A 24,465-nucleotide genomic window follows, 5' to 3' on the forward strand; every position below is an offset into this window, starting at 1 on the left:
GTCACACTATGTCCGGACCGGTCGCGTGGCGTTCTTGACCACGCAGGGCGGAATGGCGGCCGCCGCCGAGTGGTCGCGGGCCCGGTAGGCGCTGGGCGACTCGCCCACCAGCTCCGTGAACCGGCTGCTGAACGAGCCCAGCGACGTGGCGCCCACGGCCATGCAGACCTCGGTGACCGACAGATCGCCCCGCCGCAGCAGGGCCTTGGCCCGCTCGACGCGCCGCGTCATGAGGTGCTGGTACGGGCTCTCGCCGAACGCCGCGCGGAAGGCGCGCGAGAAGTGGCCGGGCGACATGAGCGCGTCGCGGGCCAGCGTCGGGACATCCAGCGGCTGGGCGTAATCCCGGTCCATCCGATCCCGCGCCCGCCGCAACCGCACCAGGTCCTCGATCTCCACCCACCCAGTATCGCCCCCGCCACCGACATCCTCGTCCACATCAAGGGACTGAACCCCGGTGGCACGCACCGCTTCGATCTCGTCGATCCGTTCGTCGCACCGCCGCGTTACTGGCCGCGCTAGTGCCGCGCCACCGCCCCCCTCGCCTCCCCGGCGAGGGGTGTCGCGAGGGGCGTCGTGCCCTGGCCGCCGTTACGGGGCCGGGGTCGTGACCGTGAAGGGGACTCCGTCGCCCAGGTGCAGGATCGCGCGGCCTGGGGTGGGCTGCTCGACCGCCGCGCTGCGCGGCAGCTTCACGCCCACCAGCTCGCCCACGCGGTGGCTCGACGGGGACAGGAGCACGCCGCGGCGCGCCTTCTTCGCGTCGACCTGCCAGCCCGAGAAGCCCGTGCACAGGTCCGCCTCGTCGCCGCCGAGCACCATGTACTGGCCCAGCTCGGCGCCCTTCGTCACGATGTTCTTCAGCTCGTCGCCGCCGTCGCAGCGCCGCAGGTCCTCGCCGTCGTCGATCACGAACACGATGGGGTTCTCGAGCGACGCGTCGCTCATCGACTCGCGCACCTGGTCCTCGGACAGGTCGTCGCCGGTGAAGACGTTGATCACGCCGGGCTGGCCCGCCAGGTCGCGCAGCGGCGAGGGGCGCGGGGCCGCGATCACGATGCGGACGCCCTGGGCCAGGTAGGACTTGGCCAGCATCGTCAGCACCGTGGAACGGCCCGACTTCGCGGGGCCGCCCACGATGAACACCGGGGCGCCCTTGGCCAGGTCGGGCCCGTAGCCCATCAGCTCGTCGCCGCCGACGCCGATCAGGCCCCACAGGCGGGACTCGGACGCCTCCGGGTCGCGCATCTCCCACGCGTCCGCGAACGTCAGGCGGCTGGGCAGCACATCCACGCGGAACGGCCGCTTCGCGCGCGGCACCGCCGCGTCCCGCTGCGTCGCCCAGTCGCCGATCGCCCCGAGGGCCGCGGCCTGCGCCTGGCCGGACAGCTCCTCGGCGAGCACCGCGATCTGGATCTCGGTGAGCACCTGGTTCCGGTACATGCGCCCGTCGGGGATCTCCTCGGGGACCTTCCGCGCGGGCATGCCGATGTGCGAGTAGTCGGCGCGGTCGGAGAGCCGCAGCGTGTAACGCTCCTCGGTGAGCGCGGCGATGCGGCCCGAGAGCACCGAGCGGTCGCCCGTGATCACCAGGTGGATGCCGACGCTCGCGCCCTCGCGGAGGATGACATAGATCTCGTCGGTCAGCGCGCCGTGGTCGATCTCGCCGAGGGTGGAGACCCAGCCCTCCCAGCGGTCGATCATCACCACGATGTGCGGCAGCCGGTCCTCGGGGTTCGCCGCGGCGGCGCGCTGCTCGCCGATGTCGGCCAGCGCGTCGTTGCCCAGCACCTCCTGGCGCCGGTCCAGCTCCGCGCGCAGGCGGCGGATCAGGCGGCGGACGCGCTCGGTCTGGTTCCGGTTGACGACCGCGCCGCAGTTGGGGAGCTTGGTCAACGCGTTGAGCGCGCCGTTGCCGCAGTCCACGCCGTAGATGTGGACATCGGCCGCGGAGTGGATCCAGGAGAGCGAGCCCGCGATCGTGCGCAGCAGCTGGGAGCGGCCGCTGCGCGCGGTGCCCGCGACGATCATGTGGCTGAACGACTTGAAGTCCACCGCGACCGAGCGCCTCGCCTGCTGCACCGGCAGGTCCTCGACGCCATAGGGGGCGGCGGGCAACGCGCCGAGCGGGACCGGGTGTTCGAGGTCGCGCAGCAGCACCTGCTCGGGCAGCGCGGGCAGCCACGGGCTGTGCTGCTTGGCGAAGCCGAGCTGCCGGTCCGCCTCGATGATGGAGTCCACCAGCACCTTGAGGTCGGTGATCTCCTCCTCCTCGGACTTCTGCCCCGGGGGCCGCTTGAGCTTGCCCCTGCCCAGGTCGTTCCACTCCAGGACGCCCGTCCACGGCCTGGCGACGGCCGGGTCGACGGCGCCCGGCCTGCGGCCGCCGACGCGGCCCGACTGGAACGGCACGAGCGAGGAGTGCCCGAGCCTGACGAACGCGCGGCCCGGCGTCGACTTGGCGATGAAGCCCGCGTCGGGCGCGTTGATGACGTCGGACGACTCGCTGGCGTCGGTGACGCGCAGCGCGATGCGGAGGTTGGTGTTGGCGCGGATCTCGGGCGAGACGACGCCGCTGGGGCGCTGGGTGGCGAGCAGCAGGTGGATGCCGAGGGAGCGGCCCCGCTGCGCGATGTTGACCAGGCCCTTCACGAAGTCGGGCAGCTCGCGCACCATCGAGGCGAACTCGTCGATGACGATGAGGAGTCGGGGCATCGGCGTCAGGCGACCTGGATTGCGCCTGATGAGGTCCTGGTAGTCCTCGATGTCCTTGGCGCCGACCTCGGCGAGGATGTGCTCACGGCGGGTCAGCTCGGCGCCGAGCGACTGGAGGGCCCGCTCCACCAGGTGGTTGTCGAGGTCCGTCACCATGCCGACGGTGTGCGGGAGTTGGACGCAGTCCTTGAACGCCGAGCCGCCCTTGTAGTCGACGAGGACGAACGTCATGTTCTCCGGGGTGTTGGCCACCGCGAGCGACGCGACGATCGTCTGGAGCAGCTCCGACTTGCCGGACCCCGTCGTGCCCGCGATCAGGCCGTGCGGGCCGTCGCGGCGCATGTCGATGGCGAAGGCGCCGTCGTAGGACTCGCCGATGACGGCCTCGGTGGACTGGCCGCCAAGCCGCCAGCGGGCGGCGATCGCCCCCGCGGTCGGCGGCTCCATCTCGATCACGTCGAGCAGGCGGCTGGCCGATGGCAGCGCCGCGTCCTCGGACTCGCCGCTGATGTCGCGGATCGGGGAGAGCGCGCGGGACAGCAGCTCGCACCACTCGGGCCTGACCCAGTCGGGGCGCACGCCCCTGATGCGCCACGCGCCGGTCTGCTCCACGCGCAGCCGGTCGGCGGCCAGCGTGGGCGCGGCGCCCGCCACGGCGCCTGGCGCCGCGCCGCCCGGCACGGCGAGGAAGGTGTGGAAGCCGGTGGCGTACCCGGGGTTGCGCGCGGGGCCGCCGTGCGCGGGGCGGTCGGGGTTGGGCTCGGCGATGACGACGGCCTGGCACTCGCCCGGCAGGAAGCGCTCCTCGTCGTCGAGGCACAGGGCGTGGATGGAGGACGCGGGGCCCTCGCGCAGCAGGCGGATGACGCCGGGCAGCGAACGCATCCGGCGCGAGCCGTCGAAGATGACGACGATGTCGGGGTCCTTGAACGTGGCGTTCTGCGCCCTGGCCTCCTTGGCCGCCTTCTGCCGCGCGTCGAGCGTCGCGGTCAGCTCGGCGACGCGGGCGCCGATGGTCTCGGCGTCGGTGCCGACGAGCGCGTTGACCTCGTGCTCGGGCCCCGGGGTGGTGTGCGGCAGCCAGCGCATCCAGTCCCAGCTGTACTGGCCAGAGCCGTCGGTCAGCAGAAAGAACTGCACGTCGACCGGGCTGTGCAGCACCGAGATCTGGCTGACGCTCCAGCGCGCGAGCGCCCTCGCGGTGTCGCCCGGGCCAGCGAAGCCGATGACGCCGAGGGTACGCAGGGGCAGCGTCACGGGGGCGTCGGCGATCTTCCAGAAGACCTGCCGCTTGTGCTCGTCCTGCTGGGGGTCGGTGAGGACGACCTCGGAGTCGAGCTGCACGGTGCCCACGCGGATCAGCAGGTGGTCCTCGTCGGTGCGGCGGCGCTCCCACAGGCGGGTGCGGGGGCCCGTGGCCTGGTTGAGCACGGTGGCCGGGTCGGGGGCGGCGTGGCGGCGGGCGAACCGCTCGGCGATCAGCGCGTCGCGCGCGTCCTTCTCGATGCGGGCCTTGCGCTCGTTGTACTCCTCGACCCGCTTGGCGTGCGAGACGCGCCCGCGCTTCTTGTCCATGAAGTAGTTGGACAGCAGCATGAGCGGGCTCATAAACGCCATCATCAGGAAGATCCAGCGGCCCGTGATGCTGGCCATCGCGACCGCGCCGACCACCGGGAGGATGGCCATCAGCCAGGGGATCGGGCGGCGTTCGCGGTCGCCCGGTGGCTTGGGGAGGATGAACTTGGTCTGCCGCTCGGGCGGCAGGAGCCGCGGCGGCCTGTTGTAGTCGAGGCCCGCGCCGTCCTCGGACACCTTGAGCGCGGCGTCCGGGGGGAAGTAGGGGGTCAGCTCGAACAGCGAGTCGCCGACGGCCAGTTGCTTGCCGAGCTTCCAGTCGGAACGGTCGCCCTCGGTGTGGCTGAAGGGCTCGCCGTCGATCGTCGGCTGGGACTCGCTGTAGACGGTCACCTTGCAGGTGCCGTCGGCGGCGACGCGCAGCGTCATCGCGCGCTCGGGCAGCGTGGGGTCGTCCACGCGGATGTGGACCTGCTGCCCGTTGCCTATCTCGACCTTGCCGACGCCGAGCCGGTGCACGGCGCCCGCGCCCGGGCCGCCGACCACGCGGAACTCGATGACGCCGCTCGGCTCGCCTGGCCAGCAGCCGCTGGGGTTGTGCAGGCTCACGACGGCGCCCTCGCGCAGCGGCGACTGGGCGAGGGTGAGCGAGGGATCGAGGTACTCGCCGCTCACGAACAGGTGGGCCGAGGGCCCCTGGTCCCCGTACCCGCCGCCGACGGAGCGGACGAACTCAGGGGCGAGGTCGCCGACCTGCGTCTCGGGGGCGGCATCGACCACGGTGTCGGCCCGGTGCCCCCCGACCGGGTCGACGACTGTGAGGGTCAGGCGCACGCTCTTCCTCCCGTTGTGACACAGCAACGTGCTTCGCTGGACATGACCATAATCGCATCTTGCGTGTGCGTGACAACGGGTGTGGGAGAAGGTGCAACCGCACATCGGAGCCCAGCGTCCTAGGTGTCGCCAAGGCGCTCGGGACGGGTGCTTCACGCCCTCTTGACCTGGGGTACCGTCCCGTGCATTCGTGGACGTAGGCTGACTGCCTGTGGCGCCGCCACACGCGGGACCCCGGCGCCCACACCGGCCGGACACCAGCGGGGGGATGACCCTCCGCCCTACCTGAGGAGGGGAATCGTCATGGCGGATATCGACGTCACATATGACGACATGCGGGAGGCGGGCGATCGGCTCATCTCCGAGTACGAGCTGATGGACCAGAAGCTCGACGAGCTTCAGTCGTACATCGATGGCCTGCTGGCAGCCGGTTACACGACCTCGCGTTCCTCCGGCGCCTTCGACGAGTCCTACCGGGAGTTCACCCAGGGCGCCAAGAAGGTCCTCGAGGGCCTCCAGGGCATGGGCAACTTCCTGAAGACCGCCGCCCAGGCCATGGAGGACACCGACACGGGTCTGGAGAGCTCCATCCGGGGCGGCTGACCCCCCGCATCCGCCGCGGGGCGGTGCCAGGGCGCGATCCGCGCGCCGGGCGCCGCCCTTTCGGCTGTTCAAGGGCGTTTCCTCAAGGGCCTTTTCGGCCGCATCGCATACGGCCGCCTCGGAATCGGCAGCCTCGGAGTCGGCCGCCTCGCGGCGGAAGGGGCCGTTCGCACGTGAGAATCCGGGGCGAATGCCGTGCCGATGGGGCGCATCGTGTGCGGCCCCCGTGGCAGCCAGGGACCGAGAGAGGATGGAGCCATGGCCACTCCCCTGCACGCGCTGCGCCGCACCCGCGCCCGAGGACTCACCGAGGGCGCGCGGCGACGTGGCGCGCCGGGCGCGCAGGACCGGCGCGTCGCGGTGATCGGGCTCGGCGGACGCGGCGGGGCTCTGGCCGACGAGCTGACGCGGCGGGGCCTGGATGTGCTCGGCGTCGACGCCGACGAGCAGGCCGTTTCCGCCCGACGGGCCACGCTCGCGCGCGTGGCCGTGGCCGACGTCACCGACCCGGGGGAGCGCGAACGGCTCGGGCTCGCGGGGCACGGCGCGCTCCCCGGCGCGTTCCCCCGCACCTTCCCCCGCGCCGTCGTCGCCCTAGGCGCGGGCGGGCTCGCGGGGCTCGTGGTCGCCTCCGAGCTGGTGGAGGGAGGCATTCCGGATGTGTGGGTGCACGCCCCAGGCGCGCACCGCGCGACGCTGGCGCGCCGCCTGGGCGCCCGCCCGGTGGACGCCTCCGACGCGACCGCGCTGGGCGATGTGATCACCGCGACGCTCGGCGTCAACGACGCGTAAAGAATCCCCGGGGTACGGTGTCAGGACCGGCGCGGGCCGCTCGCCCCGACCAGCAGGACGGGACAGGGCAGGGGTCCGCCGCCGTGGTGTGCCGGGAAGTCTGGTCGGCGATGTGACGCGACCTGCCCATACCCGCTGAAAGGCCCGCCACCATGACTTCCCAGGACTCCCTGTCGTTCCCGCGCCCGCCGGGCGACCCGAAGGCCGATGAGGAGCGCAACCGCAGAACGGTCGCCGAGTTCCTTCGCCTTGAGGTCTCGGGCGGGCTGCTCCTGCTGATCGCCGCCGCCGTCGCCCTCGTTCTGGCGAACTCGCCGCTCGACGACACCTACGCCGACGTCCGCGACCACCACCTGGCGATCCCTGCGCTCGGGCTCGACCTCTCCGTGGGCCACTGGGCCTCGGACGGGCTGCTCGCCGTCTTCTTCTTCGTCGCGGGGATCGAGCTCAAACGCGAGCTGGTCGCCGGGGAGCTGCGCCGCTTCGACACGGCCGTGCTGCCCGTGGTCGCCGCGATCGGCGGCATGGCCGTGCCCGCGCTCATCTATGTCGCGGTCAACGGCGTGGGCGGGGGCGACCAGGGCGGCTGGGCCGTGCCGATGGCCACCGACATCGCGTTCGCGCTCGGCGTCCTCGCGGTGGTGGGCCGCCATCTGCCGTCCGCGCTGCGGGTGTTCCTGCTGACCCTCGCCGTGGTGGACGACCTCATCGCGATCATCGTCATCGCCATCTTCTTCACCGCGGGCCTCGACCTGTGGGCGCTGGCCGGGGCCGTCGCCGGGCTCGTCCTCTTCCATCTGCTGCACCACAGGGGCATCCGCGGCTGGCACGGCGCCTGGTACGTGTATGTGCCGCTCGCGCTCGCCATCTGGGTGCTGATGGCCAACAGCGGCATCCACGCCACCATCGCGGGGGTGGCCATGGGCATGCTGCTGCGCAGCGTGCCTGGCCCGCTGGAGAAGGAGTCCCCCGCCGAACGCGTCGGGCACCTGGTCCACCCCTACTCCGCTGGCATCGCGGTGCCGCTGTTCGCGCTCTTCGCGGCGGGCGTGCCCGTCTCGGGCGACACGCTGTCCTCGCTCGTGAGCGAGCCCGAGCCGCTGGGCGCCGCGCTCGGGCTGCTGCTCGGCAAGGTGATCGGTGTCCTCGGCACCACCTATCTGGTGGCGCGCTTCACCCGCGCCCGGCTGAGCCCGTCGCTGACCTGGCCCGACGTGTTCGGCGGCGCGCTGCTCGCGGGCATCGGGTTCACGGTGTCGCTGCTGATCACCGAGCTGTCGTTCGCCGACGCCCCGGTGCTCGAGGAGCAGGTCAAGGCGGCGGTGCTCGCCGGGTCGCTGTGCTCGGCGGCGGCCGCCTCGGTCGTGCTGCTCGCGCGCGGGCGCCGCCACCTGAGGACCGCGGCGGGCGGCGGGGACGGCGACGGGAACAGCGACGGGGACGGGGACGGGGACGGCGACGGGGACGGCGGCCCCGGAGGTCAGGAGACAAGCGCGCCCTCGCGGTAGGGCAGGACGCGGTCGGGGCGCGGCACCGCCCACGCGGTGGTGCCGGGCGCGTCCTCGGCGTCCTCGGCGTCCTCGGCGACCACGACCTGCGCGGTCCCCGACTCCCCTTCGAGGGTAACGAGTTGGGCGCTGGCCAGGTTCTCGACGACGGTGACATCGCCGGAGAGCGCGCCCTTGGCGGGCGCGGCGGCATACGCCAGATACTCGGGCCGCACCCCGTAGACCACCGCGTCGCCCGGGGCGAGCGCCCCGGCGCCGGGGGGGCCAGGCAGCTCGGCAGGGCCGACGGCGACCCGGCCGCCCGCGCGGGCCTCGCCGTGCAGCGGGTTCGTGATCGGGAGTTACCCGCCAGAGCCCCCGGCGCGAAGCCCTCCGGCACGCCGGATATCGGCGGTGACGGACCACAGCGGTCCCTACGGGACAGGAGAATCCCCGATGAGCGAACTGCTGGTGGACATCGACAGCGCGGCGTTGGCGGACGCGGCCCTGGCGCTCGGGACGAGGACGGCGAGCGACACGGTCAACGCGGCGCTCCGCGCCGCCGCGCTGCGCCTGCGGCGGGCGAGAGCGCTGGAGCGCCTGGGCGAGATGGCGGATCGAGGAGACTTCGACACCTACCTCACCGACGGAACGTCACGCGGCCCCCGGGCCGATCCCGCGGTCGGCCCGGCTGGGGTCAAGGGGTGCGCCCGAGGTGCAGGATCAGAATGGTGACGGTGCTGTCGACGACCTCGTAGAGGACGCGGAACCTGCCGACGCGCATGCGCCTCAATGCCTCCGAGCCATACGGGAAGCTCCCCTGGGGTCGCGGATCGTCGGCGAGCGCGTCGACCGAGACGAGGAGTTGGGCCAGCTCGTCCGGATCGGTCTTGAGGAAGCCCGCCGCCGAATTGAGTGCGGCTTCCTCCCAGATGATCTCGTGGCTCACCCGGCTTCCAGCCCGAGCCGCCTGCGGACTTCCTCGTGAGGGATGAACACGGCCGTGCCGTCCGCCACCCGCTGCCGATACTCGGCGACGGCCAAGGCGTCCTCCAGGTCCGCGAGGTCCTGCGCGTTGATCAGTACGGCGGCCGGGTGCCCATGGTCCGTGATGGTGATGCGCTCGTGAGAGTGAGCGGCGCGCCGCACCAACGTGCCGAACTTCGCACGGGCCTCGGTCATCCCATAGATGTCACTCATGTCGAGAACTGTACACTCCTGTACCGCCGCAAGGCGGTCAAGGCCTCATGAGCGCATCAGCAGGCGCAGCTCGAACGTGTAGCGCGACGCGCGGTAGAGGTGGGTGGCGTATTCCACCGCGCGGCCCGTGTCGTCGAACGCCGTGCGGCGCATGCTCAGCAGGGGGGCGCCCGAGGGCTCGGACAGCAGCGTCGCCTCGTCGGCGGTGGCCGCGCGGGCGCCTATCGACTGGCTCGCGCTGTGCAGCGTGACGCCGCCCGCGCGGATAAGGCGGTAGAGGCCCGTGGACTCCAGGTCGGCGCGGGTGAAGGCGGGGAGCCCCGGCGGGAGGTAGTTCCGCAGGAACGCCAGCGGGTCGCCATGGGTGAGGCGCAGGCGTTCGATGCGCTGGACCTCGCTGCCCTCGCCGACGCCGAGGGCCGCCGCCACCTCGGGCGGCGCGGGGACGGTGCCGAGGTCGATGACGCGGGTGCCGGGGCGCTGCCCGGCCGCCGCGAGGTCGTCGTAGAGGCTGCTCAGCTCCAGCGGCCGCCGCACCTGGCTGTGCACAACCTGGGTGCCCACGCCGCGGCGCCTCACCAGCAGCCCCTTATCCACCAGCGCCTGGATCGCCTGACGGACCGTCGGGCGCGAGAGCCCGAGGCGGCCCGCGAGGTCGATCTCGTTCACCAGCAGCGTGCCGGGCAGCAACTCCCCCTGTTCGATGGCCGCTTCGAGCTGTTGAGAGAGCTGGAAGTACAACGGCACCGGGCTGGTGCGGTCGATGCTGAACTGCGCGTCCACGGCCATGACCCTATCGCCGGTAGAACGGCGGCCGTTCCGCCATCTCCACCGCCACCCGCCGCCCGGTGCGCTGCGCTTCCACCCCCGCCTCGCAGGCCGCGGCCACCGCGTAGCCGTCCCACACGCCGGGGCCCGTGGTCTGACCGCGCCGCGTCGCGTCCACCCACGCCCGCACCTCGCGGTCGTAGGCGTCGGCGAAGCGGCTCAGATAGCCCTGGTCGATCGAACCGCCCCAGCGCCCGGCCGCGTTGGTCGTCAGGCCGTGCGCCTCGCCGATCCGCGCGGTGCCGCGCTCGCACACGGCCTCGGCCTGTACCTGGTAGCCAAAGCCGCAGTTGCCGAAGATCTCGACGTCCACGAGCACGCCGCCGTCGGTCTCGAAGACCACCAACTGCGGGTCGTTCAGGCCCCCTTCGGGGGCGGACCCGGCCGCGGGCCTGTGCACGCGGACCGCGGTGATCTCCTGGCCGAGCAGCCAGCGGGCCGCGTCGAACTCGTGGGAGACGGAGTCGTTGACGAGGTGGGCGTCGGTGAAGTAGGGCGGGACGGAGACGTTGCGGTGGCGGCAGTGCAGCAGCAGCGGGCGGCCGAGCTCCCGGTCGGCGAGCAGCCTGGCGAGACGCAGGTACTCGGCGTCGTAGCGGCGCATGAAGCCGACCTGCACGCGCCGGTGGCCCAGCTTCTCCTCGGCCTCGGCCACCCGCAGGGCGCCCGCCGCGTCCGGCGTCATGGGCTTCTCGCACAGGATCGGCAGATCGCGTTCGAGCGCCATGAGCAGGGTCTCCTCATGGGCGGGGCCGGGCGAGGCGATCAGGACGGCACCGACCCCGGGCGCGGCGATGGCCGCGCCCGGGTCCGTGTGCGCGGAGCAGCCGTCGATGCCATCGGCCAGGGCCGCCGCGCGGTCGCCATCGACATCGGCGACGGCGGCGACCCTGGCGCCGCTGATCAGCCGGTCGATGCGGCGGACGTGGTCGGCGCCCATGCTGCCCGCGCCGATGACGGCCACGCCGAGCTCAGCGGCGGCTGTGGTGGTCATGGATACGACTCCTCGCTGTGCGGTGGTACGTGGTACGTGTGGTGCTGGCGTGCCCGTGGTGCTCGCGTGCCCGTGCGGGCGTCAGGCGCCGCAGGACGCCAGGAAGCGGCGGGTGCGGCGGGCGATGGGCAGGGGGCGGTCGGGCGGGCAGGGGTACATGTCCTGCTCGACGATGGCGAAGAGGTCCACGCCGAGCGATGTGGCCGCGTCCAGGATCGGCGGCAGCGCGGGGATCCCCTCGGGCGGCTCGCACATCACGCCGCGCCGCACGGCGGGCCCGAACGGCAGCCGCTGCTCGTGGACTTGGGCGAGGACTGCGGGGTCGACCTGCTTGAGGTGGAGATAGCCGATGCGTTCGCCGAAGCTCTGGATGAGCTCGAGGTTGTCGCCGCCGCAGTAGGCGTAGTGGCCGGTGTCGAGGCACAGGCTGACGGCCCCGGGGTCGGTGGCGTGCAGGAAGCGGGCGACGTTCTCCTCGGTGGCGATGTGGGTGTCGGCGTGCGGGTGGACGACCATGGTGAGGCCGTGCTCCTCGCGCAGCCGGCGGCCGAGGCGGTCCATGCCGCTGACGAGGTGGGCGAACTGGGTGGGCCCGAGGTGCCCGGGCTCGGTCTCCTCGCCCGTCGCCGGGTCGCGCCAGAACTCGGGTATGACCACGAGGTGTTCGGCGTTCATGGCGCGCGTGAGCGCGGCGACGCGGGAGACGTGCTCCCACGCGGACTCCCACACCGCGGGCCCGTGGTGCAGGGCGGTGAAGACGGTGCCAGCGGAGACGCGCAGCCCCCTCGCGGCCAGCTCGGCGCCCAACTGGGCGGGGTCGGTGGGCAGATAGCCGTAGGGGCCGAGCTCGATCCACGAGTACCCGGCCTCGGAGACCTCGTCGAGGAAGCGCTCCCAGGGGACCTGCTGGGGGTCGTCGGGGAACCACACACCCCAGGAGTCGGGTGCTGAGCCGACACGGATCGTCATCTGGTCTCCTTCGTGGATACTCCGGCCTTCAGGCCGGGGAGGAAACGAAGCTCCCGCGGAGCAGGGCGGGGAAAGGCGGATCGCCGCCAGGGCGATTCGTGGAGCGGACCGACGGCATGTCCGCGCCCTCGACATACAGCACCTCGGTCTCGCCTTGGAAGGTCTCGGCGACCCCGGCGCAGCGGGCCTCGTGCCCGACGTTGCCCTGCTCGTGGATGACGCACACGGTGTGCTCGGCACCGATCTCGTTGAGCCGCTCGCCGAACGCCCGGCCCGAGACGACCTCGTCCTGGCCGAAGAAGGACAGCAGGTCGAGGCCGCGCCAGGCGTCCACGCCGGAGTTGAGGCCGACGACCGGGATCCCGGCCTCCCGCGCCTGCGCGATCGCGCCCGACAGCCCCTCGGGGTTGGCCAGCGAGACGGCTATGCCGCCCACGTCCTGGTCGATGGCGTTCTGGACGAGGTTGGCCTGGCCCGAGACGCTGGGGTCGCTCGCGTAGATCAGCTCGGCGTTGCTCTTGTGCGCGGCCGTCTCGGCGCCCTCGCGGACGGTGTCCCAGAAGGTGTCGCCCGGCGCCCCATGGGTGATCAGCGCGACCGTCATCCGGGGGGTGCTGGCCTGTCCGGCCTCGCCCTCCTCCGCGCGTTCCTGGGCCGCCCTGCCCCCGGAGTCGCTTGAGCAGCCGGCGGTGAGCAGGGCGCCCGCGGCCACCAGGGCCGCGAGGGCGGTGCGATGGGCGCGTTTCACGTCGGGTACCTCACTTCGCTGTGAGAAGTCGGGGGGGCTGTGAGAGATCGGGGGTCGAGGCCGGGCGGCACTGCTGACCGGCAGCGAACTCCCGGCCGCGCGACGTGTCAATCCTTTGTCAGGACAATATATTGACAGGTGATCCCTCCGGGCCTACACCTGTGAGGTATGGCCGGACCACTGGACCTGATCACCATGGGACGCATCGGCGTTGACATCTACCCGCTCCAGACCGGTGTGCCACTGCCGCGCGTGGAGACATTCGGGAAATTCCTCGGCGGCTCACCCACCAACGTGGCCGTCGCCGCGGCCAGGTTGGGCCGCAGCGCGGCCGTCATCAGCCGCACGGGGGCCGACCCGTTCGGCGTGTACTGCCATGACGCGCTGCGGGAGTTCGGCGTGGACGACCGCTGGGTGAGCGAGGTGCCCGCGTATCCGACGCCCGTCACCTTCTGCGAGGTGTTCCCGCCCGACCACTTCCCGCTGTACTTCTACCGGCTGCCCACCGCGCCCGATCTGGTCATCCGCACCGAGGAGTTGGACCTGGCGGCGATCGCGTCCTCGCGCGTCTTCTGGGCGACGGGGACGGGTCTGTGCCAGGAGCCGAGCCGCAGCGCCACGCTGGCCGCGCTCGCGGCGCGGCCCAGGGGCGGCGGCGCGGTGACGGTCTTCGACCTGGACTGGCGGCCGATGTTCTGGCCCGATGGCGCGCCCGAGGCGGCCCGCCCGCACTACGAGGCCGCGCTGGCCCACGCCACGGTCGCGGTCGGGAACGTCGACGAGTGCGCCGCCGCCACCGGGGAACGCGAACCCCTGGCGTGCGCCGAGGCGTTGCTCGCCGCGGGGGTCGATCTCGCCGTCGTCAAGCGGGGCGGGGACGGCGTGCTCGCGCTGCACCGCGACGGCACGGCGGCCGAGGTCCCGGCGCACCCCGTCGATGTGGTCAACGGGCTCGGCGCGGGCGACGCGTTCGGCGGAGCGCTGGTGCACGGGCTGCTCGCGGGCTGGCCGCCTGGGCGCACGATGCGGTACGCCAACGCCGCGGGTGCCCTGGTCGCGGGCCGCCTCGCCTGCTCGTCCGCGATGCCCTACCCGAGCGAGGTCGAGACCCTGCTCGCCGCGCGGGGCGGCCCCGACGGCGGTGCGGGGGTGGCGCGTTGAGCCGGGCGCCGAGCATAGACGCGGCGGGGCTCGCCGGGACGCGCGCCCGGCGCCCCGAGGCCATCGCCGAGGCGGCGGCGCTGCGGCGGCGCAGGCCCCTGGTGGGTCCGGGCGGCCGGGTGCTGATCATCGCCGCCGACCACCCCGCGCGCGGCGCGCTCGCCGTGGGCGGCGACCCCCTCGCCATGGGCGACAGGGCCGACCTGCTCGGGCGGCTCACCCTCGCGCTCTCACGGCCCGGCGTCGACGGGGTGCTCGGCACCGCGGACATCCTCGAAGACCTGCTGCTGCTCGGCGCGTTGGACGACCGGGTCGCGGTCGGGTCGATGAACAGGGGCGGCCTCGCGGGAGCGGCGTTCGAGCTGGACGACCGCTTCACGGGCCACCGCGCCCAGGACATCGAACGGTGGGGCCTCGACGCGGGCAAGCTGCTGCTGCGGATCGACCGCTCCGACCCGGGGTCGCTCACCACGCTGCACGCCGCCGCCCGCGCGATCGACGACATGGCCGCGCGCCGGCTCCCGGTCTTCGTCGAGCCGTTCCTGTGCCACCGGGTGGAAGGGCGGCTGGTCAACGACCTGAGCCCCGAGGCGGTGGCCACCTCGCTCGCCATCGCCTCCGGCCTGGGCGGCACGTCCGCGTACACGTGGCTCAAGGTGCCCGTCACCGCCGACCCCGACGCGATGGAACGCGCCCTGGCCGCCACGACGTTGCCCGTCGTGCTGCTGGGCGGCGACGTGCGCGGCGACGAGGGCGCCACCTTCGCCCGCTGGCGGCGCGCCCTCGAACTCCCCACCGTCGTGGGCCTCGTGGTGGGCCGCTCGCTGCTCTACCCGGCGGACGGCGACGTCAGAAAGGCCGTGGACGCCGCCGTCGGACTGATCGGTGGCCCCTGAGATGCCCCCTGGAACGACCACGGGAACGACCAGGGGGACGACCACGGGGACGACCCCTGGGACCACCGCTGAAGGGCAGGGCATCGTGAGCACCCATCTCCCCGCGGGGACCGCGGGCAACGGCCCCTACACGCTTGACATCTCCCCAGGGCGGGCCCCCTTGGACCACGCCTCGCTGCGCGTGCTGCCGCTCTCGCCCGGTGGGCGGCACACGTTCGCCACGGGCGACAGCGAGTGGATCGTGCTGCCGCTGGCCGGGGCGTGCGCCGTGACCGTGGATGGGGCGACGCTCCAACTCGCCGGGCGCGCCGATGTGTTCACGGGCGTGAGCGACTTCGCCTATGTGCCGAGGGACGCCACGGTCACCGTGGCGTCCGAGGGAGGCGGGCGGTTCGCGCTGTGCGGCGCCCGCTGCACCACGCGCCTGGCGGCTCGCCACGGCCCGGCCTCCGGCGTCGGCGTCGAGCTGCGCGGCGCGGGCTCGTGCTCACGGCAGGTCAACAACTTCGCCGCCGCCGACGCGTTCGCCGCCGACCGCCTCATCGCGGTCGAGGTGCTCACCCCCGGCGGCAACTGGTCCTCCTATCCCCCGCACAAGCACGACGAGGCGCGGCCCGGCGAGGAGTCGGACCTGGAGGAGATCTACTACTACGAGATCGCGGGCGCCCAGGCCAACCCCGCGGCGGACGGCGTCGGTTACCAACGCGTCACCCCGTCGAGGGCGGGCGCGGGAGAGGGGCTCCTCGCCGAAGTCCGCACGGGGGACGCCGTGGTGATCCCCGACGGCTGGCACGGCCCGTCCATCGCCGCGCCCGGGCACGACATGTACTACCTCAATGTGATGGCCGGGCCCGGCGCCGACCGGGCCTGGCTCATCACCGACCACCCCGACCACGCCTGGATCAGGGCCCGTTGGGACGACGAGCGCGCCGACCCCAGGCTTCCGCTGTACAACTCCCCGCCGGAGGTACCGCGTTGACCACTCCGCCGAACACGCCGCAGACCCAGGGCAGGAATCCGGCCACCCGACTCACCGTCGCCCAGGCCCTGGTCCGCTTCCTCGCCCGCCAGTACACCGAGCGCGACGGGCGGCGGCACCGGCTGATCCACGCGTGCTGGGGCGTCTTCGGCCATGGCAACGTCGCCGGGATCGGCCAGGCCCTGGTCGAGGCGGGCCAGGGCCCGGGCGCCGAGCTGCCGTTCCTCCAGGGCCGCAACGAGCAGGCCATGGTGCACGCCGCCGTCGGATTCGCCCGCCAGCGCGACCGGCTGAGCGCCCAGGCCGTCACCACCTCCATCGGCCCTGGCGCGACCAACCTCGTCACCGGCGCCGCGCTCGCGACCGTCAACCGGCTGCCCGTCCTGCTGCTGCCAGGCGACACGTTCGCCACCCGCCCCGCAGACCCCGTGCTCCAGCAGCTCGAACACCCGGGCGCGGGCGATGTGTCGGTCAACGACGCGCTGCGCCCGGTGAGCCGCTGGTTCGACCGCGTCACGCGGCCCGAGGCGCTGATCCCCGCCGCGTTGGAGGCGATGCGCGTGCTCGCCGACCCGGCCGAGACGGGCGCGGTGACGCTGGCGCTGCCGCAGGACGTGCAGGCTGAGGCGTTCGACTGGCCTGAGGCGTTCCTCGCGCCCCGCGTGTGGCGCGTGCCGCGCCCCGCGCCCGACGCCGCCGCGCTCGCCGCCGCGGCCGAGGCGGTGCGGGCCGCGCGCCGCCCGCTGATCGTCGCGGGCGGCGGGGTGCACCACAGCGAGGCGGAGGAGTCGCTGCGCGCGCTCGCCGAGGCCACCGGCATCCCGGTCGCCTGCACGCAGGCGGGCAAGGGCGCGCTGCGCCACGACCACCCGTGCGAGGTCGGCGGCATCGGGCACACCGGGACGGCCGTGGCCGACGATCTGGCCCGCGAGGCGGACCTGGTGATCGGCGTGGGCACGCGCTTCACGGACTTCACCACGGCCTCGGGCACGCTCTTCGCCGACCCCGGCGTGCGGTTCGTCAGCCTGTCGATCGCCGCGCGCGACGCGCACAAGATGGGCGCGCTGCCCCTGCTCTGCGACGCCCGCGCGGGCCTTGACGCGCTGGCGGAGGCGCTGGCGGGGCACCGGGTCGCCCCCGCGTACGCCGCGCGCTACCGGGCGGGCAAGGAGAGCTGGGAACGGGTCACCACGGCCGCGTTCGTGCCAGGCGACCCCGGGGCGCGGCCCACGCAGACGCAGGTGATCGGCGCCCTCGACGCGGTCGTCGGCGACGACGACGTGGTGATCAACGCGGCCGGGTCGATGCCGGGCGACCTGCACAAGCTGTGGCGCGCCCGCTCCCGGCGCCAGTACCACCTGGAGTACGGCTACTCGTGCATGGGCTATGAGATCCCCGCCGCGATCGGCGTGCGCCTCGCCGCGCCCGACCGGACCGTGTGGGCGCTCGTCGGGGATGGCACGTATCTCATGATGCCCACCGAACTGGTCACGGCCGTTCAGGAAGGGATCAACATCAATCTGGTCCTGGTCCAGAACCATGGCTATGCGTCCATCGGCGGCCTTTCGCGCGAGACGGGCGCGGAGGGCTTCGGCACCGCCTACCGGTTCAGGGCGCCCGACGGCTCCTACACGGGCGACCCGCTCCCGGTCGACCTGGCCGCCAACGCCGCCTCGCTCGGGCTCTCCGTCCACCGGGCCGGCACATGGGCGGACCTGCGCGCCGCGCTTGAGGCGGCGCGCGCGGAGGAACGGCCCAGTTGCGTCTACGTTGAGACCGACCCGGCGCCGACCGCCCCGCCCGCGCACGCGTGGTGGGACGTGCCGGTGGCCGAGACCGCCACCCGCCCGGAGGCGCGCACGGCCCGCGCGGCCTACGAGCGGGCCGCGGCGGGCCGCCGCCGCCACCTGTGACCGGGCCGCGAGCCCACGTCCGACACCGCGAGCCCACCACCGCGAGAGAGGTCAGCATTCACATGAGGACCATCGGCCACTTCATCGACAACAAGGCCGTCGAGGGCGCCTCCGGGCGGTTCGGCCCGGTGTGGGACCCGGCGACCGGCGAGCAGCGCTCGCGCGTGGCGCTGGCCGACGCCGCCGAGGTGGATCGCGCGGTCGCGGCGGCGAGGGAGGCGGCGCGGACGTGGGCGCACGCGTCGCTCGCCCGCCGCACCGCGCTGCTGTTCCGCTACCGCGAGCTGCTGCTCGCGCACCGCGACGAGCTCGCCGCTCTGATCACCGCGGAGCACGGCAAGGTGCACGGCGACGCGCTCGGCGAGGTGGCGCGCGGCCTCGAGATCGTCGAACTCGCCTGCGGCATCCCGGAAAAGCTCAAGGGCGAGCTGTCGACCGAGGTCTCCACGGGCGTGGACGTGGCCTCGATCCGGCAGCCGCTCGGCGTGGTCGCGGGCATCACGCCGTTCAACTTCCCCGCGATGGTGCCGCTGTGGATGTTCCCCGTGGCGCTCGCGTGCGGGAACGCGTTCGTGCTCAAGCCGAGCGAGAAGGACCCATCGGCCGGCCTTCGCCTGGGCGAGCTCGCGGCCGAGGCCGGGTTCCCCGACGGCGTGCTCAACGTCGTCAACGGCGACCGCGAGGCCGTCGACCGGCTGCTCGCCCACCCCGACGTGGCCGCGGTGAGCTTTGTCGGGTCGACGCCCGTGGCGCGCGCGGTCCAGCGGGCCGCGGTCGAGCACGGCAAGCGCGTGCAGGCGCTCGGCGGCGCCAAGAACCACATGCTCGTGCTCCCCGACGCCGACCTGGACGTGGCCGCCGACGCCGCGATCAGCGCCGCCTATGGCTCGGCGGGCGAGCGGTGCATGGCCGTCTCGGTCGTGGTGGCGGTGGGCGAGGAGACCGGCGACGCGCTGGTGGCGCGGCTCGCCGAGCGCGCGGCGGCGGTGCGGGTGGGCCCGGGGACCGACCCGGCGTCCGAGATGGGCCCGTTGATCACCGCGGAGCACAGGGACTCCGTCGCGGGGTATGTGCGCGGCGCGCGCGAGCAGGGCGCCGATGTGCGGGTCGACGGCACGGGGTACACGGTGGCGGGCCACGAGGGCGGCTTCTTCCTTGGCGTCTCGCTGCTCGACCGCGTGACGCCGGGGATGGCCGCCTACCGCGACGAGATCTTCGGCCCGGTGCTGTGCGTCGTGCGCGCGGGCTCGTACGACGAGGCGCTGACGCTGATCAACGCCTCGCCCTGGGGCAACGGCGCGGCCGTCTTCACGCGGGACGGCGGCGCGGCCCGCCGCTTCCAACTCGAGGTCGCCGCGGGGATGGTGGGGGTCAACGTGCCCATCCCCGTCCCGGTCGGGTACCACTCGTTCGGCGGCTGGAAGGACTCGCTCTTCGGCGACCACCACATCTACGGCACCGACGGCGTGCGCTTCTGCACGCGCGGCAAGGTCGTCACCACGCGCTGGCCCGACCCCGCCGACCGGGGCGTGGACCTGGGCTTCCCGCGCAACGGCTGAACGCCCCCCGCGCGCGGGCGCGTTCACGCGGCGGCGGGCGGCTCGGCGCCCTGGGCGTCGCTCGCCCCGGGGGCGAGCGACGCGCGCGGGCCCCGCAAGCCGGATCCGCGCTGGCCGGATCTGCTGAGCACCTGGGCGACGGCGGCGACCACGAGCGAGACCCCGGTGCCGATCACCAGCGCGCCCCACGTGCTGTCGAGCGCGGAGCCGCCCCAGTATCCGAGGGCGACGCTGTAGGAGGCCCACACGGCCTCGGCGATGCCGGCGCCCAGGAGGTAACGCTTCGAGCCATAGCGGACGATGGCGGCGGTCAGGCCCCCGATCAGCCGCCCGCTCGGCAGGAAGCGGACGCCGACGACAAACGGCAGGCCGTGGGCGTGCATGCGGTCGCCGGTCCAGGCGAGCGCGGCCTTGCGCCGGGCGGTGCGGGAGAGCCAGCCGATGGCGCGCCCGCTGGCCATGCGGCCGATGCCGTAGATCGCGGCGTCCCCCGCGAGGGCGCTCCCGGCGATCACCAGCAGGACGAGGGGCAGGCTCAGCTCGCCGCGCTCGGCGAGGGCGCCCGCCGAGGCGATGAGGGCGGCGTTGGGCACCAGCGGGGGAGCGGTGGTCAGGGCGAGCAGGGCGTACATCCACAGTGCGCCGTCCATGCCGTATCCATTTCGTCCCGGGGCCGAGACCCCGCGGTCGGCCCAACCTGTCAGTCAAACCTGACATGTTGAGGGCCCGTGGGAAAGGGCGTCAGGAGCATTCCCGGGACAGCCCTTAGGGGGGGCAACGGAACGCCGCGCCGCGCGATTCCCGGCCACCCCACGGCGGGCGGGCCCAGGACATGCTCAAGATACCCCCATGGGGTATGCTGCTGCCGCGGGGGCGCACCCCAGGGAAGGAGAGCAGCATGAGCACCACCACCTACCAGGTCACGGGCATGACCTGCGGGCACTGCGAAGGCGCGGTGAAGGCCGAGATCGGCGCGATCCCCGGCGTCACCGAGGTGAAGGCCGTGGCGGCGACGGGCCTGGTGACCGTGGTCACCGAGAGCCAGCCTGACGACGCGGCCGTGCGCGCGGCCGTGGACGAGGCGGGCTACGAACTGGTCGGCCGCGCCTGAGCGTTGACCGCGCGCGGGCACTGAAGCCGACCACGCGCGGGCGCCCGAAGAAGAACGCCCAGGACACGAAAAGGGACACGGAAAGGGACACGGAAAAGCGCCCCGCTGGCGGGTCCCCCCACAGGGCCCGGCGCGGGGCGCTTCCTGCCGCCCGCTCAGAGCGTCCCCCCACGGGACCCCGGCTGGACGGCCGTCGGCGTGGATCCAGCCGAATCCGCGCCAACGTCGACCGGTTAGACCCACGGGATCATCAAAGGTTGCACACGTCGTGGCGTGACCTGCGTCACACCGTAGGGCGTGTCGTCAGCGCTGCTCGACCGGCAGGTAGTCCCGCTCCACGACGCCGGTGTAGACCTGCCGCGGGCGGCCGATCCTGGTGGTCGGGTCGGTGATCATCTCGTGCCACTGGGCGATCCAGCCCGGCAGCCTGCCGAGCGCGAACAGCACGGTGAACATGCTGGTCGGGAAGCCCATGGCCCGATAGATCAGGCCGGTGTAGAAGTCGACGTTCGGATAGAGGTTGCGCGAGACGAAGTAGTCGTCGCTGAGCGCGTGCTCCTCAAGGCGCAGGGCGATGTCCAGCAGCTCGTCGGACTTGCCGAGCGCGGAGAGCACGTCGTGGGCCGCCGCCTTGATGATCTTCGCCCTGGGGTCGAAGCTCTTGTAGACGCGGTGCCCGAAGCCCATGAGCCGGACGCCCTGCTCCTTGTTCTTCACCCGGCGGATGAACGCGTCGACATCCCCGCCGTCGCGCTGGATCGCCTCGAGCATCTCGAGCACCGCGGCGTTGGCGCCGCCGTGCAGGGGCCCCCACAGGGCATTGATGCCCGCGGAGATGGAGACGAACAGGTTGGCCTGGGACGACCCCACGATCCTGACCGTGGCCGCCGAACAGTTCTGCTCGTGGTCGGCGTGCAGGATCAGCAGCTTGTCCAGGGCGCTCGCCACCACGGGGTCGACGTCGTAGTCCGCGGCGGGCACGGAGAACGTCATCCGCAGGAAGTTCTCCACGTAGCCCAGGTCGTTGCGCGGGTAGACGATCGGGTGCCCCATCGCCTTCTTGTACGCGTAGGCCGCGATCGTGGGGAGCTTGGCGAGCAGCCGGATCGTGGAGATGTGCCGCTGGCGCTCGTCGAAGGGGTTGTGGCTGTCCTGGTAGAACGTCGAGAGCGCGCTGACGACCGACGTCAGCATGGCCATCGGGTGGGCGTCCGTGGGGAACCCGTCGAAGAAGCGCTTGACGTCCTCGTGCAGCAGGGTGTGCTGGGAGATCTCCTCCCTGAAGCCCGCGAGCTCGTCCACGGTGGGCAGCTCACCGTTGATCAGCAGATACGCCGTCTCCAGGAACGAGCCCCGCTCCGCGAGCTGTTCGATGGGATAGCCCCGGTAGCGGAGGATGCCCTTCTCGCCGTCCAGGTAGGTGATGGCCGAGGTCGTGGACGCGGTGTTGCCGAAGCCCGAGTCCAGGGTGATCAGCCCGGTCTGGGCCCTCAGCTTGCCGATGTCGAAACCCCGGTCCCCGACCGTGCTGTTGACCAGGGGGTAGCGGTATTCGTCGTCGCCGTAACGCACGACCACCGCGTTGTCTGCGTTGTTGTCCGCGCTGTCGCCGTAGCGGTTTTCGCTCACGTGATCCCTCACCGACGGTTGTGCCTCTTCTTCGAGGTGCCCTGACTCCCTCCACTGTCCCCCATCCGGGGCCACAATGTGCACTCGGGGTCGGCCATTGGGCCATTTTCTGGCACCGGGTGCCGCCCCTTTCCGGACATCAGGGAGCTATCGCCCCGGCGAGCCTGACGTCGAGCGCGGTGCAGCGGCGGCCCGCCGAGACGCTGCGCACCGCCTGGCCGAGCGCACGCCGCGAGCCGACGAGCACCACCAGCCGTTTCGCCCGTGTCACGGCCGTGTACAGGAGGTTTCGCTGGAGCATCATCCAGGCGCTCGTGGTGACAGGGACGACCACGCACGGATACTCGCTGCCCTGCGAGCGGTGGATGGTGACCGCGTACGCGTGGGCCAGCTCGTCGAGCTCCCCGAAGTCGTAGGCGACCTCCTCGTCCTCGTCGGTCAGCACGGTGAGCCGCTGATCGACCGGGTCAAGGGCGGTGACGACGCCGACCGTTCCGTTAAAGACTCCATTCGCCCCCTTGTCGTAGTTGTTGCGGATCTGAGTGACCTTGTCACCCACCCGGAAGACCCTTCCGCCGAACCGCTTCTCCGCGAGGCCGGGGCGCGCGGGCGTGACGGCCTGCTGGAGCAGCCCGTTGAGCACCCCGGCGCCCGCGGGCCCCCGGTGCATCGGGGTCAACACCTGGACATCCCGGCGTGGATCGAGACCGAATCTGGCCGGAATGCGCCGTGCCGCGACATCGACGGTCAGGCGGCCCGCCTCCTCGGTGTCGTCCTCGACGAAGAGGAAGAAGTCGTCCAGGCCCTGGGTGATCGGCGGCGCCCCGGCGTTGATCCGGTGCGCGTTGGTCACCACGCCCGACTGCTGCGCCTGCCGGAAGATCTTGGTCAGCCGCACCGCGGGCACCGGGCCCCCCGGTGCGAGCAGGTCGCGCAGCACCTCGCCCGCGCCCACCGACGGCAGCTGGTCCACGTCGCCGACCAGCAGCAGGTGCGCGCCGGGGGCGACGGCCTTGACCAGCTTGTTCGCCAGGAGGAGGTCGAGCATCGACGCCTCGTCGACCACCACGAGGTCGGCCTTGAGCGGCCGGTCGCGGTCGTAGGCCGCGTCGCCGCCCGGCTTGAGCTCGAGCAGCCGGTGCACCGTGGACGCCTCGGCCCCGGTCAGCTCGGCCAGCCGCTTGGCCGCGCGCCCGGTCGGCGCGGCCAGCACGACCTCCGCGCCCTTGGCCCGCGCCAGCTCGACCACCGAGCGCACGGTGAACGACTTCCCGCAGCCGGGCCCGCCTGTGAGCACCGCCACCTTGGACGTCAGCGCGAGCCGCACCGCCTCGCGCTGCTCGGGCGCGAGCTCCGCGCCCGTGCGCCGGGCCAGCCAGGCGAGCGCCCTGTCCCAGTCCACGTCGGCGAACGCGGCCAGCCGGTCGTCGGGCCCGTCGAGCAGCCGCCGCACCTGCCCGGCGAGCGACAGCTCCGCCCGGTGGAAGGGCACCAGGTAGACGGCCATCACCCGCTCCCCCGAGCCGGGCGCGGCCTCCGGGTCGGGAACGGACTCGCGCACGACGCCCTCGGGCCGCGCGGCCAGCTCGCCCAGGCAGTCGATGACCAGGCCCGTGTCCACCTGGAGCAGCTTGACCGCGTCCGAGATCAGCCGCTCCTCGGGCAGATAGCAGTGGCCCTGGTCGGTGGCCTGCGACAGGGCGTACTGGAGCCCGGCCATGACCCGCTCGGGGCTGTCGTGCGGGATGCCCACGGCCCGCGCGATCCGGTCGGCGGTCAGGAAGCCGATGCCCCACACCTCGGCGGCCAGCCGGTAGGGCTCGTTCTTCACGACGGAGATCGAGGCGTCGCCGTACTTCTTGTAGATCCGCACGGCGATGGACGTGGAGACCTCGACGCCCTGGAGGAAGACCATCACCTCCTTGATGGCCTTCTGCTCCTCCCACGCGCCCGCGATGAGCGCGGTGCGCTTGGGGCCGAGCCCAGGGACCTTGATCAACTGCTTGGGGTCGGCCTCGATGACGTCGAGCGTCTCCACGCCGAAGTGGTCCACGATGCGCTCGGCGATCTTCGGGCCGATGCCCTTGATCAGGCCCGAGCCCAGATAGCGGCGGATGCCCTGCACGGTGGCTGGCAGCACGGTCGTGTAGTTCTCCACGGTGAACTGGCGCCCGTACTGCGGGTGCGAGCCCCACCGGCCCGTCATCCGCAGCGACTCCCCCACCTGCGCGCCCAGCAGCGCGCCCACCACCGTCAGCAGCTCCCCGCCGCGCCCGGCGTCCACCCGGGCGACGGTGTATCCGGTCTCCGCGTTGGCGTAGGTGATCCGCTCGAGAACGGCTTCGAGCACCGCGGGCTGCGTCATGCCTCCGACCGTAGCGCCAGGCGCCGACAGGACGAACGGCACGGCCTCCGCGGGACGTTCGGCAGGGCGCCCCCACGGCGTTCGGCACCGTCGTTCGGCACCGTTCG

At 72.9% G+C, this 24,465-nt stretch carries 21 protein-coding genes and 1 pseudogene; 10 read left to right on the plus strand and 12 right to left on the minus strand.

Translation table 11 applies throughout. The annotated features are described in order from the left end of the window. Positions 1-6 precede the first annotated feature (6 nt). Both DEH69_RS05640 and DEH69_RS05645 read right to left on the minus strand, forming a co-directional pair. Entirely contained in the window at positions 7-399 is a 393-nt protein-coding gene (locus DEH69_RS05640; protein ID WP_113685761.1) for a helix-turn-helix transcriptional regulator, read from the minus strand. A 192-nt stretch (positions 400-591) separates the two neighbouring features. Beyond that, positions 592-5,124 (minus strand): FtsK/SpoIIIE domain-containing protein, encoded by a 4,533-nt coding sequence (locus tag DEH69_RS05645; RefSeq protein WP_113685762.1) that lies wholly within the window; start codon positions 5,122-5,124, stop codon positions 592-594. A 303-nt stretch (positions 5,125-5,427) separates the two neighbouring features. On the opposite strand from DEH69_RS05645, the gene DEH69_RS05650 reads away from it, so the two are divergent. The 3 genes from DEH69_RS05650 (at position 5,428) to nhaA (ending at position 8,027) form a co-directional block, all read left to right on the plus strand. Then, positions 5,428-5,727 carry a WXG100 family type VII secretion target gene (locus tag DEH69_RS05650; protein WP_113685763.1) on the plus strand — a complete coding sequence of 100 codons (300 nt, stop codon included), beginning with the start codon at positions 5,428-5,430 and terminating at the stop codon, positions 5,725-5,727. Between the two features lie 258 nt (positions 5,728-5,985). Continuing rightward, positions 5,986-6,519 (plus strand): NAD-binding protein, encoded by a 534-nt coding sequence (locus tag DEH69_RS05655; RefSeq protein WP_181727278.1) that lies wholly within the window; start codon positions 5,986-5,988, stop codon positions 6,517-6,519. Positions 6,520-6,671: 152 nt separating this feature from the next. Further along, on the plus strand, positions 6,672-8,027 hold the full coding sequence (gene nhaA / locus DEH69_RS05660) for a Na+/H+ antiporter NhaA (RefSeq protein ID WP_113685765.1): 1,356 nt from the start codon (positions 6,672-6,674) through the stop codon (positions 8,025-8,027). Here nhaA and DEH69_RS05665 read toward each other — a convergent pair. Next, positions 8,000-8,254 carry a TOBE domain-containing protein gene (locus DEH69_RS05665; protein ID WP_181727279.1) on the minus strand — a complete coding sequence of 85 codons (255 nt, stop codon included), beginning with the start codon at positions 8,252-8,254 and terminating at the stop codon, positions 8,000-8,002. The genes nhaA and DEH69_RS05665 overlap by 28 nt on opposite strands. 208 nt (positions 8,255-8,462) lie before the next feature. On the opposite strand from DEH69_RS05665, the gene DEH69_RS32400 reads away from it, so the two are divergent. Continuing rightward, positions 8,463-8,741, plus strand: a complete 279-nt coding sequence (locus DEH69_RS32400) for a type II toxin-antitoxin system VapB family antitoxin (protein ID WP_258534464.1) — start codon at positions 8,463-8,465, stop codon at positions 8,739-8,741. Here DEH69_RS32400 and DEH69_RS05675 read toward each other — a convergent pair. The 6 genes and pseudogenes from DEH69_RS05675 to DEH69_RS05700 all read right to left on the minus strand — a co-directional run. Next, a complete protein-coding gene (locus DEH69_RS05675) occupies positions 8,704-8,955 on the minus strand; it encodes a type II toxin-antitoxin system RelE/ParE family toxin (RefSeq protein WP_113685767.1) in 252 nt (83 codons plus the stop codon). The two genes, DEH69_RS32400 and DEH69_RS05675, sit on opposite strands and share 38 nt — an antisense overlap. Next, positions 8,952-9,206, minus strand: a complete 255-nt coding sequence (locus DEH69_RS05680; RefSeq protein WP_113685768.1) for a type II toxin-antitoxin system Phd/YefM family antitoxin — start codon at positions 9,204-9,206, stop codon at positions 8,952-8,954. Before DEH69_RS05680 ends, DEH69_RS05675 begins: the two co-directional genes overlap by 4 nt. A gap of 45 nt (positions 9,207-9,251) precedes the next feature. Next, positions 9,252-9,995, minus strand: coding sequence for a GntR family transcriptional regulator (locus DEH69_RS05685; protein WP_113685769.1), 744 nt, complete (start codon positions 9,993-9,995; stop codon positions 9,252-9,254). 4 nt (positions 9,996-9,999) lie between these two features. After that, positions 10,000-11,028 (minus strand): Gfo/Idh/MocA family protein, encoded by a 1,029-nt coding sequence (locus DEH69_RS05690; RefSeq protein ID WP_113685770.1) that lies wholly within the window; start codon positions 11,026-11,028, stop codon positions 10,000-10,002. Positions 11,029-11,109: 81 nt separating this feature from the next. Continuing rightward, positions 11,110-11,997, minus strand: coding sequence for a sugar phosphate isomerase/epimerase (locus tag DEH69_RS05695; RefSeq protein ID WP_113685771.1), 888 nt, complete (start codon positions 11,995-11,997; stop codon positions 11,110-11,112). A 97-nt stretch (positions 11,998-12,094) separates the two neighbouring features. Beyond that, positions 12,095-12,745, minus strand: a pseudogene (locus DEH69_RS05700) (substrate-binding domain-containing protein); the annotation flags it as partial. Positions 12,746-12,913: 168 nt separating this feature from the next. On the opposite strand from DEH69_RS05700, the gene iolC reads away from it, so the two are divergent. From iolC to DEH69_RS05725, 5 genes are all read left to right on the plus strand, one after another. Continuing rightward, the gene (iolC, locus tag DEH69_RS05705; RefSeq protein ID WP_113685773.1) at positions 12,914-13,906 is read left to right on the plus strand and encodes a 5-dehydro-2-deoxygluconokinase; all 993 of its coding nucleotides are present in this window, start codon (positions 12,914-12,916) and stop codon (positions 13,904-13,906) included. Beyond that, positions 13,903-14,802 (plus strand): deoxyribose-phosphate aldolase, encoded by a 900-nt coding sequence (locus tag DEH69_RS05710; RefSeq protein WP_113685774.1) that lies wholly within the window; start codon positions 13,903-13,905, stop codon positions 14,800-14,802. The genes iolC and DEH69_RS05710 overlap by 4 nt, the downstream gene beginning before the upstream one ends. An 85-nt stretch (positions 14,803-14,887) precedes the next feature. Then, complete coding sequence (iolB, locus tag DEH69_RS05715) at positions 14,888-15,781, plus strand: 5-deoxy-glucuronate isomerase (protein WP_113685775.1); 894 nt, start codon at positions 14,888-14,890, stop codon at positions 15,779-15,781. Beyond that, positions 15,778-17,694: a 3D-(3,5/4)-trihydroxycyclohexane-1,2-dione acylhydrolase (decyclizing) gene (iolD, locus tag DEH69_RS05720; RefSeq protein ID WP_113685776.1), complete on the plus strand. Its 1,917-nt coding sequence runs from the start codon at positions 15,778-15,780 to the stop codon at positions 17,692-17,694. The genes iolB and iolD overlap by 4 nt, the downstream gene beginning before the upstream one ends. Positions 17,695-17,756: 62 nt before the next feature. Beyond that, positions 17,757-19,253: a CoA-acylating methylmalonate-semialdehyde dehydrogenase gene (locus DEH69_RS05725; RefSeq protein WP_113685777.1), complete on the plus strand. Its 1,497-nt coding sequence runs from the start codon at positions 17,757-17,759 to the stop codon at positions 19,251-19,253. Between the two features lie 23 nt (positions 19,254-19,276). Here the strand turns inward: DEH69_RS05725 and DEH69_RS05730 are convergent, their stop codons facing one another. Next, the gene (locus tag DEH69_RS05730) at positions 19,277-19,903 is read right to left on the minus strand and encodes a DedA family protein (protein WP_113685778.1); all 627 of its coding nucleotides are present in this window, start codon (positions 19,901-19,903) and stop codon (positions 19,277-19,279) included. A gap of 248 nt (positions 19,904-20,151) precedes the next feature. On the opposite strand from DEH69_RS05730, the gene DEH69_RS05735 reads away from it, so the two are divergent. Then, on the plus strand, positions 20,152-20,364 hold the full coding sequence (locus tag DEH69_RS05735; RefSeq protein ID WP_113685779.1) for a heavy-metal-associated domain-containing protein: 213 nt from the start codon (positions 20,152-20,154) through the stop codon (positions 20,362-20,364). Positions 20,365-20,667: 303 nt separating this feature from the next. On the opposite strand, the gene DEH69_RS05740 is transcribed toward DEH69_RS05735, so the two are convergent. Together DEH69_RS05740 and DEH69_RS05745 are read right to left on the minus strand one after the other, a co-directional pair. Then, entirely contained in the window at positions 20,668-21,993 is a 1,326-nt protein-coding gene (locus tag DEH69_RS05740) for a citrate synthase (RefSeq protein WP_113685780.1), read from the minus strand. A gap of 139 nt (positions 21,994-22,132) precedes the next feature. Further along, positions 22,133-24,358, minus strand: coding sequence for an ATP-dependent RecD-like DNA helicase (locus DEH69_RS05745; RefSeq protein WP_113685781.1), 2,226 nt, complete (start codon positions 24,356-24,358; stop codon positions 22,133-22,135). Positions 24,359-24,465 lie beyond the last annotated feature (107 nt).

The organism is Streptomyces sp. PT12 (genome assembly GCF_003311645.1).
Taxonomy (GTDB): domain Bacteria; phylum Actinomycetota; class Actinomycetes; order Streptomycetales; family Streptomycetaceae; genus Streptomyces.

What these genes read in the sequence shown, in the direction of transcription:
- DEH69_RS05650 (WP_113685763.1), top strand. Translation starts at nt 5,428, where the DNA reads ATGGCGGATATCGACGTCACATATGACGACATGCGGGAGGCGGGCGAT.
- DEH69_RS05655 (WP_181727278.1), top strand. Translation starts at nt 5,986, where the DNA reads ATGGCCACTCCCCTGCACGCGCTGCGCCGCACCCGCGCCCGAGGACTC.
- nhaA (WP_113685765.1), top strand. Translation starts at nt 6,672, where the DNA reads ATGACTTCCCAGGACTCCCTGTCGTTCCCGCGCCCGCCGGGCGACCCG.
- DEH69_RS32400 (WP_258534464.1), top strand. Translation starts at nt 8,463, where the DNA reads ATGAGCGAACTGCTGGTGGACATCGACAGCGCGGCGTTGGCGGACGCG.
- DEH69_RS05680 (WP_113685768.1), bottom strand. Translation starts at nt 9,206, where the DNA reads ATGAGTGACATCTATGGGATGACCGAGGCCCGTGCGAAGTTCGGCACG.
- DEH69_RS05685 (WP_113685769.1), bottom strand. Translation starts at nt 9,995, where the DNA reads ATGGCCGTGGACGCGCAGTTCAGCATCGACCGCACCAGCCCGGTGCCG.
- DEH69_RS05690 (WP_113685770.1), bottom strand. Translation starts at nt 11,028, where the DNA reads ATGACCACCACAGCCGCCGCTGAGCTCGGCGTGGCCGTCATCGGCGCG.
- DEH69_RS05695 (WP_113685771.1), bottom strand. Translation starts at nt 11,997, where the DNA reads ATGACGATCCGTGTCGGCTCAGCACCCGACTCCTGGGGTGTGTGGTTC.
- iolC (WP_113685773.1), top strand. Translation starts at nt 12,914, where the DNA reads ATGGCCGGACCACTGGACCTGATCACCATGGGACGCATCGGCGTTGAC.
- DEH69_RS05725 (WP_113685777.1), top strand. Translation starts at nt 17,757, where the DNA reads ATGAGGACCATCGGCCACTTCATCGACAACAAGGCCGTCGAGGGCGCC.
- DEH69_RS05730 (WP_113685778.1), bottom strand. Translation starts at nt 19,903, where the DNA reads ATGGACGGCGCACTGTGGATGTACGCCCTGCTCGCCCTGACCACCGCT.
- DEH69_RS05735 (WP_113685779.1), top strand. Translation starts at nt 20,152, where the DNA reads ATGAGCACCACCACCTACCAGGTCACGGGCATGACCTGCGGGCACTGC.
- DEH69_RS05745 (WP_113685781.1), bottom strand. Translation starts at nt 24,358, where the DNA reads ATGACGCAGCCCGCGGTGCTCGAAGCCGTTCTCGAGCGGATCACCTAC.